Raw genomic sequence first — 8,759 nt, forward strand, 5'->3', positions numbered from 1 at the left:
CAAAACCGACTCATTGAAAACAATTAAAAAAATAGGCCAATTTTTGAAATCTAAGTTTCTTGTGGTAATCCGTAAGGAGCAGGATTTTTCTGTAATAACTTCATTTAATATCTCAAGTGGCAAATCAGTAGCCATACTTGTGCTTTTTTTTATTTTAACTTTTGGGTTCTCGTTATTTCTTTCAAAAACCTTATTAAGGGCTTGGTTTGATCCTTTTTACAAAGAAACAGAAAATACAGCATTGTTGCTACAATTGTCCGAAACAGTGGATTCGCTACAGTTGGAAGTTTTGAAAAAAGACAATTATGTTAAAAACATCCAGAGAATCATTGCAGGTGAAGCCGAGTATTTGGAAGAATTTGTTGAACAGGATACTTCCGCAACCCCTCAGCGGAGAAGTGCCGAAGTCCTTTTCGAACCCAGTGATGCAACGATAAGCATCCTACAGGAAATGAGGGGAGTACCCCTGGAATTGGAGATTGGTCAAGCCATAGATGTGGGATTTTTGGGTGAGGTTTACTTCTTTCCACCAATAAAAGGTGTGGTTACCGCAATTTTTGATCCCAAAAAAGACCACTTTGGAATAGATATTGTAGCAAAGGAAAACGAACCTGTGAAAACCATCGCTGATGGTACAGTGATTTTCAGTTCTTGGACATTAGGAACTGGATATGTAGTAGCCATTCAGCATTCGGATGAATTGATTTCGATTTATAAACACAATTCGGTAATATTGAAAAGTATAGGAGAGACAGTCAAAGGCGGTGAAATCATTTCCATTATAGGAAATACAGGCGAACTGACGACTGGCCCTCACTTGCACTTCGAAATATGGTACAAAGGTTCTCCACTTAATCCCCAAGATTTCATTTCTTTTGATTAATTATGTTTAACAAAGCCGAAGAGAAAAAATCCGTTGTCGATATGGTGAATTCCAGCAATGTGATTTCTAAAGAAACCAACATTAAGGGTGATATTGTCGCCCAGGGTAACATCAGGATTGAAGGTGCTGTAGAGGGTTCCGTAAAATCCAAAAGCAAAATTGTCATAGGAGAATCTGCCGCTATAAAGGGTAATCTATCTTCCGCAGAGGCAGAAATTTCCGGCAAAGTAGACGGACAGGTTGTCTGTTCTGATGTACTTTACCTAAAAAAATCTGCAATGGTGACCGGAGACATAGTCACCAATAAGCTGGTGGTTGAAAATGGTGCAACATTCAACGGTCGATGTCAGATGGGGGCGGAAGTAAACAAAAGCTCCAAATCCCCAAAAGTAGATGAACTCAAAAAAGAACTTGCCTCAGGGTAAGCCCTATCTCATTTTTAAATACCTGGGTCTTTCCTTCCAATTGTTCGCAGTGATTGGCTTGGGTACAGCTTTGGGATGGTATATACAACAAAAAAGCCAAATGAAATTCCCCGTTTGGCTTTTGCTTTTTTGTTTTCTTTCTATTGTTGCAGCGTTTTATCACCTCTATGTGTCCATGAAAAAAGACGAGATGGACGAGAGGAAAGATAAAAAGCACTAATATTGTGCCTGCTATACTGAGGAAATGAAACAAATCATAAGTCTTACCGTAAAACTGCTATTGATGTCCCTTCTTATTGTAGGGGCAGCCTACTTGATTGAAGCAGTAATTGGTCTTCAATGGATTCACGAAAGTATCAAAAAGATTGTCTCTTTCTTTTTGATTTTAACCTGGTTGACTGGAATTTTCACGCATTACCTACTTTCGATAAGCAAAGAAAATTCTGTAAATATTTTATTAGGCGCCATTGGTATCAGACTATTGAGCAGTATAGGTTTTGTAGCAGTCATGCTCTTCCTTGGCCAGGAAAATTTAATTCTGTTTGTGATCAATTTTTTTGTCGTTTATTTATTCTACTTATTGTTTGATATATATATGCTTATAGCTAATTTGCGCCCGAATTCGAAGTAGGTACTAAAAAATCATTTGATGTTCCGTAAATTTCTTTGCCTAAGTATTTTATTATCAGCATTTATGCTGGTTTTTTCTCATACTGCTACCGCAGCGGGAGACGAGGAAGATAAAACAGGCTTTATTATGCACCACGTGAAGGATTCACATGAGTGGCATTTTGCAACTTTTGGGAACACCCACATTACACTTCCTTTGCCTGTCATCATTTATTCTTCTGACAGAGGTTTAGAGTTTTACATGTCCACCCAATTTCAGAATCCTGAGACTCACGCTTTTGGAAAGGCTTATGCCCATAATGGGTATTACATCGATGAGCACGATCACCTGAAGGCTTTGGATGAAGACAGGTCATTTATTGAGCTTTCCATTACCAAAAATGTAGCCATGCTCTTTATTGTGCTGGCCATTGTTATTTGGATTATTCTTTCAGCAGCTTCACACTACAAGAAAAACCCGGGCCAAGCGCCAAAAGGTGCTGCTTCTTTTATTGAGCCCATTGTGGTTTTTGTAAGAGACGAAATAGCACTTCCGAATATTGGTCTCCACAAATACAAAAAATTCACGCCGTATTTGTTGACCATTTTCTTCTTTATCTGGTTTGGTAACCTCTTAGGGCTTTTCCCCGGTGCGGCCAACCTTACCGGTAATATAGCAGTGACGGCCACTTTAGCCATTTTCACTTTCTTTGTAACCAACCTTAACGGCAATAAGGATTATTGGAAGCACGTTGTGGCTACGCCAGGTGTCCCCGTCCCGCTTTTGTTGATCATTGTCCCTGTGGAAATTATAGGTCTGTTTACTAAGCCTTTTGCCTTGATGGTCCGTCTTTTTGTGGCCATTACAGCAGGTCACATTGTGATTTTGAGCTTTATAGGTCTGATTTTCGTCTTTGAATCACTTGCTGTGGGTCTTGCGAGTACTGTGATGGTGGTCTTTATCAATATGATCGAATTATTGGTAGCTACCATTCAGGCGTATGTATTTACTTTGTTTTCGGCCATGTACATCGGACAGGCTGTAGCAGAGCACGATCATCATTAATTAGAATTTCTTTGTTCAATTTATAAAACCTAACACGTATGTTAACTTCAATCTTGTTATCTGCCGGTTTTGCACTTATGGGTGCAGGTATCGGTGCCGGAATTGTTGCGATTGGCGCAGGTCTGGGTATTGGTAGAATCGGTGGTCAAGCTATGGAGGGTATCGCCCGTCAGCCAGAAGCAGCTGGAAAAATCCAGACTGCTATGTTGATCATCGCTGCCCTTATCGAGGTGGTTTCCCTATTTGCAGTGGTAGTTTGTCTACTGATTGCTTTGGGTGATTACACTTTCTAAGAAAGTTAAATGGGGATTGGCGCTAGGCCAATCCCTACTTTATCCATTGAACAATCATTGAAATAGGCATTAAAATTATTATTTATGGATCTTATAATACCTGGTTCCGGCTTGATAATATGGCAAATCATAGGATTTTCCATACTACTTTATATCCTTGCTAAATTTGCTTGGAAGCCAATTCTTTCAGCTTTGGAAGAGCGAGAAAAAAGCATAGAAGATGCACTCAAGTCTGCAGAAATTGCCAGAAATGAAATGGCAAACCTAAAGGCGGAGAATGAAAAAATCCTTCAGGAAGCCAAAATAGAAAGAGATCAAATGTTGCTCAAGGCAACAGATACTGCCAAGCAAATCATTGAAGAAGCCAAGGAAAAAGCACAGCAAGAAGGTGCTAAAATGATCGAAAATGCCAAGGCCGCCATAGAAACTGAAAAACTTGCCGCTTTGGAAGAAGTAAAAGTCCAAGTGGGTGTGCTTTCTTTGAATATAGCAGAAAAACTTCTCAAGAAGAATTTCGCAGAAGATGCAGCTCAAAAAGCGCTAGTAGAAGAGTTGGTAAAAGATCTTAAGCTGAATTAATTATGTCAGATATTAAAGTTGCTTCCCGGTATGCCAAAGCCCTCATTGAACTTGCTGTAGAGAAAAAACAGCTGGAGGAAGTGTACAGGGATGTCAATCAACTACTGTCTGTAGCTGCTGAAAACAGGGAGCTGGTATTGCTGCTAAACAGTCCAATAGTTAACACGGATAAGAAACATAATGTCTTGAAGGCACTTTTTGATAAAACTGGAAATGCCATCACATTGAGTTTTTTTGAAATCATTACAAGGAAGAACCGCGCCAATGTACTTGTTTCTACTGCGAGGGAGTTCAAAAAGTTGTACAACCTCCACATGGGTATCCAAGAGGCAGAGGTGATCACCACATTGCCCCTTACTGATGATCTTAGAAAAAGGTTTGAGGAAATTGTGAAGGAAATTTCTGGCTTGAATAAGGTGGTGTTGATTGAGAAAATTGACAAGGACCTGATTGGAGGTTTTGTTCTGAAAGTGAACGACAAATTACTTGATGATTCTTTGAGTGGAAAATTGCGCAACCTAAGGTTGAAATTTGCACAAAGGTATTTCGTCAAGACCTACTAAAATTAATCGCATAACAATTAAAAAAAATTATAATGGCACAAGTTAGACCTGATGAAGTTTCAGCGATTTTGAGAGAACAACTCTCAAATGTAAAAACTGAGGCTGAACTTGAAGAAGTGGGTACCGTACTCCAGGTAGGTGACGGTGTTGCCCGTATATATGGCCTTACCAAAGCACAAGCAGGTGAATTGTTGGAGTTTGACAACGGTTTGAGAGCCATGGTACTTAACCTGGAAGAAGATAACGTGGGTGCTGTACTCTTTGGAGATTCAAAATTGGTTAAGGAAGGCGATAATGTCAAAAGAACCAAGCAAATTGCTTCTATCAAGGTTGGTGAAGGTATGTTAGGTAGGGTAGTGGATACCTTGGGTAACCCTATTGATGGTAAAGGGCCTCTGGCGGGCGACCTTTATGAGATGCCCTTGGAGCGTAAAGCGCCAGGTGTAATTTACCGTCAGCCTGTTACTGAACCTCTTCAGACAGGTATTAAAGCCATTGACTCTATGATTCCTATCGGAAGGGGTCAGAGGGAGTTGATTATCGGTGACCGTCAGACAGGTAAAACTGCTGTAGCCATCGATACAATCCTAAATCAAAAAGAATTCTATGAAAGGGGAGAACCTGTATTTTGTATCTATGTGGCAGTAGGACAAAAGGCCTCTACAGTAGCTGGTATTGTGTCAGCCTTGGAAAAAGGAGGCGCACTTCCATATTCTGTAGTCGTGTCTGCTTCCGCTGCTGATCCAGCACCAATGCAGTTCTTTGCACCTTTTACAGGAGCTTGTATCGGTGAGTTTTTCCGTGATACAGGACGTCCGGCTTTGGTAATTTATGATGATCTCTCCAAGCAGGCGGTTGCCTACAGAGAAGTTTCACTTCTTTTGAGAAGACCTCCGGGACGTGAAGCATATCCTGGAGACGTATTCTACCTGCACTCCAGATTATTGGAAAGGGCTGCAAAAATCAATGCTTCCGACGAAATCGCCAAGCAGATGAATGATTTGCCTGAATCCATTAAGCCAATGGTAAAAGGTGGAGGTTCTTTGACCGCTTTGCCTATCATTGAAACCCAAGCTGGTGACGTTTCTGCTTATATCCCTACCAACGTAATCTCTATTACTGATGGACAGATCTTCTTGGAGACCAACTTGTTTAACTCCGGTATCCGTCCTGCGATCAACGTGGGTATCTCAGTATCCAGGGTAGGTGGTAATGCACAGATTAAGTCCATGAAGAAAGTAGCAGGTACCCTTAAATTGGATCAAGCACAGTTCCGTGAATTGGAAGCTTTTGCCAAGTTCGGGTCCGATTTGGATGCTTCTACCAAGAGAACAATCGAAAGAGGTAGAAGAAACCAGGAAATTCTTAAGCAGCCACAGTATTCTCCTGTTGCCGTAGAATTGCAGGTAGCCATTATTTACGTTTCTACCAAAGGATTTATGGATAGCATTCCTGTAGAAAAAGCCAGACAGTTTGAGGCTGAATTCTACAACTTATTGAAGAGCAGCTATCCTGAAGCATTGGAGTTGATTTTGAAAAACAAAATCGATGATGCTGGAAAAATTCTGGAAGCAGCTGCAAAAGACCTTTCCGCAAAATACGCTAAATAATAATTATTTCGGGTGAGGAAGGACCTTGGTTTTTCCTTATCCTTAATTATATCTCTTTTCAGATAAAAGCATCTTATGGCAAATCTTAAGGAAGTCAAGCAAAGGATTACCTCGGTCTCCTCAACACAGCAAATTACCAAGGCCATGAAAATGGTGGCCGCTGCTAAATTGAGAAAGGCCCAGGACAAAATCCTTAAAATGCGCCCATATTCCCAAAAACTAACCACAATATTGAATGATGTTGTGGCTGCAATGGGTGGGGAACTTGATATTGCATATGCAGAACAAAGGCCTGTAGAAAATGTATTGGTAGTTCCTATGACTTCAGATAAAGGGCTTTGTGGCGCTTTTAACTCCAACGTGATGAAGGCCACCAATTATCTTTTGGAAAATCAATACAAAGGCAAGAATATCACAGTACTTCCATTGGGTAAAAAATCTTTTGAATTCTACAGCAAAAGAGGCTATCAAGTACTTTCTGATTACTATGGCATTTTTACTGATGTCAATTTTGAATCCGTCAGAGAAATTGCTTTGTATGCAATGGATGGCTTTACAAGTGGTAAATACGATAAGGTAGTGATGGTTTATAATCATTTTAGAAACGTAGCTACTCAGGAAATCACTGTTGAGCAATTCTTACCAATGGGTGCACCCGCAGGAGTAGAAGAGCAAAATAAATTGACACAAGATTATATTTTGGAACCATCCAAAGAATACATCATTGAGGATTTAGTTCCTAGTGCATTGAAAACTCAGTTTTACAAGGCTGTTTTGGAAAGTAATGCTTCTGAGCATGGAGCAAGGATGACTTCTATGGACAAGGCCACAGAAAATGCCAATGAATTGTTAAAAGAATTGAAGTTGTTGTATAACAGGTCCCGTCAGGCGGCAATTACCAACGAAATCCTTGAGATTGTCGCAGGTGCCAATGCTTTGGAAGGCCAATAATTTGAACTTAACAATATAACCCAATAAAAAACCGCTTCAGAGCGGTTTTTTTATTGGATTGCTTTTGCAACTTCCTTCGCCATAATGCCTAGACCTTCCTTATTTGGATGTACACCATCCGGGAGTAAGTCGGATTTGTTTTTAAGTGGTGTGTAAAGGTCAATGATTGAGGCACCCGTTGCCCCAGCAATCTCAAATAACCAAGGCTTTATTTCATTGACCATGACACTTTCTCTTATGCCAAAATTGTCTTTGGTGACAGGAACAGGGATACAGATGAATACTTTTCCATTTTCAGGCATATGTCTTTTTAAACTTTCAATGATTTCAATATAATCTTTTTTGAAATCTGCTTTATGTGACCAGTTTTGAGGCTTTGAGTCGTTAGTGCCAAGCTTTATTATTAGGATGTCAGGTTGAAAATCTTTCACATCTTGGTATTGGGGTTCATCCCAATAGGGAAAGTCTCCTTTTTTCAGCAAAGTCCTCCCACTGACACCAAAATTTTTCACTTGGTAACTTTCTCCTAGTTGATGCTGCATTTGTAAGGGATAACTGTCAATATGGTCCCTGCCCGGACCTTCCGTAATGCTATTACCCACACATGCCACTTTGATGGGGTTTTGTGCAAGTGCACCGAAAATGATTCCAGAAAAAAGGATAGCTAAAAACAAAGACTTTCTCATAGGTTGAATTTTAATGTTTTTAAAGTTAAAAAATAACATGCTGTTTTATCCTATGATGTAATTGATAAAATTTTTTATAATATCGTTATATGAATTATATGGGACTCCTTTGGCGGTATGTTAATTTACTTTCACTGGATGTGGTTTTCGGTGCCATGGCCGGTCAACTTTTTTTTGCAGATGTGTTAGGGGTAGATTTGCCTGTCCAAAGTTACCTGTTATTGGGTATGGTAGTTTGGATCCTTTACACTTTTGATCATCTTTGGGACGCAAGAAAAGTTTCTCATCAGGCACATGGTGACAGACATCTCTTTCATCAAAGGTATTTTAAAGCCTTGCTTTTTTCGCTTTTAGCGATAACCCTATCCGGTCTCCTTATGATGACTTTCGATAAAAGGCTTCACTTTATTTTTTTACCAGGGATTTGGCTTGGCCTGCCAATGCTTTTCTGGATGGGGGTTTTGAGGATTTTTGAACATAGACTTGGCTGGTTAAAGGAAGTATCTACCGGCTTATTTTATGTACTTGGTATTGCTCTGGCTCCAATGGTCCTCCATTCACCAAATTATTATCCCAGTGCTTTTTATTTATTGGGGGCAGGGTATTTTTTATTGGCTTGCATCAATTTGTTTGTTTTATCCTACATGGATCAGAAGACGGATAATTTGGATGGGTTTGGTTCTTTGCTTCAGCTGATAAGCCGTAATCAATTGCTTGGATTGATCCGTTGGTCTGGAATGATTAATGCTTTTTATTTAGGCTTTCTTTTGTTTCAGCAGCCATCTTATTATAAAATTCATGCAGGGGTTTTATTGCTGATTACATTATATCATTTGCAGCTTTCCTGGCAAAAGGATGCAAGATTGATCCGGCAAAAATTAGAAGCTTCATTTCTTTTACCTTGGGTGCTTTTGGTGTTTTAGTTGTCACCAGCATTGTTGATAATTCCTGAAATAATCTCGTCAAAATAGGCCCCATTATAGGGCCCATACCAATTCATGTCCCTAACCTCATATAGCTTTTCATCATAATATTCATCGGGTGTAATGTAACCAATATAGCCCCCATTAAAGCAGGTAATCAATAGATTCAAA

12 protein-coding genes and 1 pseudogene are annotated in these 8,759 nt (G+C 39.8%); 11 read left to right on the top strand and 2 right to left on the bottom strand.

The genetic code is table 11. The annotated features are described in order from the left end of the window. Window positions 1-13: 13 nt before the first annotated feature. The 10 genes from B879_RS14795 to atpG all read left to right on the top strand — a co-directional run bounded on the left by B879_RS14795 (window position 14) and on the right by atpG (window position 6,979). Window positions 14-883, top strand: a complete 870-nt coding sequence (locus tag B879_RS14795) for a M23 family metallopeptidase (RefSeq protein ID WP_051012697.1) — start codon at window positions 14-16, stop codon at window positions 881-883. A gap of 2 nt (window positions 884-885) precedes the next feature. Beyond that, window positions 886-1,308, top strand: coding sequence for a bactofilin family protein (locus tag B879_RS14800; protein ID WP_009186010.1), 423 nt, complete (start codon window positions 886-888; stop codon window positions 1,306-1,308). Continuing rightward, window positions 1,277-1,528, top strand: coding sequence for an AtpZ/AtpI family protein (locus B879_RS14805; protein ID WP_040400825.1), 252 nt, complete (start codon window positions 1,277-1,279; stop codon window positions 1,526-1,528). The genes B879_RS14800 and B879_RS14805 overlap by 32 nt, the downstream gene beginning before the upstream one ends. Before the next feature lie 24 nt (window positions 1,529-1,552). Further along, complete coding sequence (locus tag B879_RS14810) at window positions 1,553-1,939, top strand: hypothetical protein (RefSeq protein WP_238542145.1); 387 nt, start codon at window positions 1,553-1,555, stop codon at window positions 1,937-1,939. Window positions 1,940-1,957: 18 nt separating this feature from the next. Then, the gene (atpB, locus tag B879_RS14815; protein ID WP_009186013.1) at window positions 1,958-2,983 is read left to right on the top strand and encodes a F0F1 ATP synthase subunit A; all 1,026 of its coding nucleotides are present in this window, start codon (window positions 1,958-1,960) and stop codon (window positions 2,981-2,983) included. A 38-nt stretch (window positions 2,984-3,021) separates the two neighbouring features. Then, the gene (atpE, locus tag B879_RS14820) at window positions 3,022-3,276 is read left to right on the top strand and encodes an ATP synthase F0 subunit C (protein ID WP_009186014.1); all 255 of its coding nucleotides are present in this window, start codon (window positions 3,022-3,024) and stop codon (window positions 3,274-3,276) included. An 84-nt stretch (window positions 3,277-3,360) separates the two neighbouring features. After that, complete coding sequence (gene atpF / locus B879_RS14825) at window positions 3,361-3,855, top strand: F0F1 ATP synthase subunit B (protein WP_009186015.1); 495 nt, start codon at window positions 3,361-3,363, stop codon at window positions 3,853-3,855. Between the two features lie 2 nt (window positions 3,856-3,857). Further along, a complete protein-coding gene (gene atpH, locus B879_RS14830; protein WP_009186016.1) occupies window positions 3,858-4,418 on the top strand; it encodes an ATP synthase F1 subunit delta in 561 nt (186 codons plus the stop codon). 32 nt (window positions 4,419-4,450) lie between these two features. Beyond that, the gene (gene atpA, locus B879_RS14835) at window positions 4,451-6,028 is read left to right on the top strand and encodes a F0F1 ATP synthase subunit alpha (protein ID WP_009186017.1); all 1,578 of its coding nucleotides are present in this window, start codon (window positions 4,451-4,453) and stop codon (window positions 6,026-6,028) included. Between the two features lie 75 nt (window positions 6,029-6,103). After that, on the top strand, window positions 6,104-6,979 hold the full coding sequence (atpG, locus tag B879_RS14840; protein ID WP_009186018.1) for an ATP synthase F1 subunit gamma: 876 nt from the start codon (window positions 6,104-6,106) through the stop codon (window positions 6,977-6,979). A 50-nt stretch (window positions 6,980-7,029) separates the two neighbouring features. Here atpG and B879_RS14845 read toward each other — a convergent pair whose 3' ends face one another. Then, window positions 7,030-7,665 carry a GDSL-type esterase/lipase family protein gene (locus B879_RS14845; RefSeq protein WP_040400833.1) on the bottom strand — a complete coding sequence of 212 codons (636 nt, stop codon included), beginning with the start codon at window positions 7,663-7,665 and terminating at the stop codon, window positions 7,030-7,032. Window positions 7,666-7,763: 98 nt separating this feature from the next. Between B879_RS14845 and B879_RS14850 the strand changes: the two genes are divergently transcribed. Beyond that, a complete protein-coding gene (locus B879_RS14850; RefSeq protein WP_040400828.1) occupies window positions 7,764-8,588 on the top strand; it encodes a hypothetical protein in 825 nt (274 codons plus the stop codon). Here the strand turns inward: B879_RS14850 and B879_RS22660 are convergent. Next, a pseudogene (locus B879_RS22660) lies at window positions 8,585-8,759 on the bottom strand (alkaline ceramidase); the annotation flags it as partial. The gene B879_RS14850 and the pseudogene B879_RS22660 sit on opposite strands and share 4 nt — an antisense overlap.

It is taken from the genome of Cecembia lonarensis LW9 (assembly GCF_000298295.1).
GTDB classification, from domain to species: Bacteria; Bacteroidota; Bacteroidia; order Cytophagales; family Cyclobacteriaceae; genus Cecembia; species Cecembia lonarensis.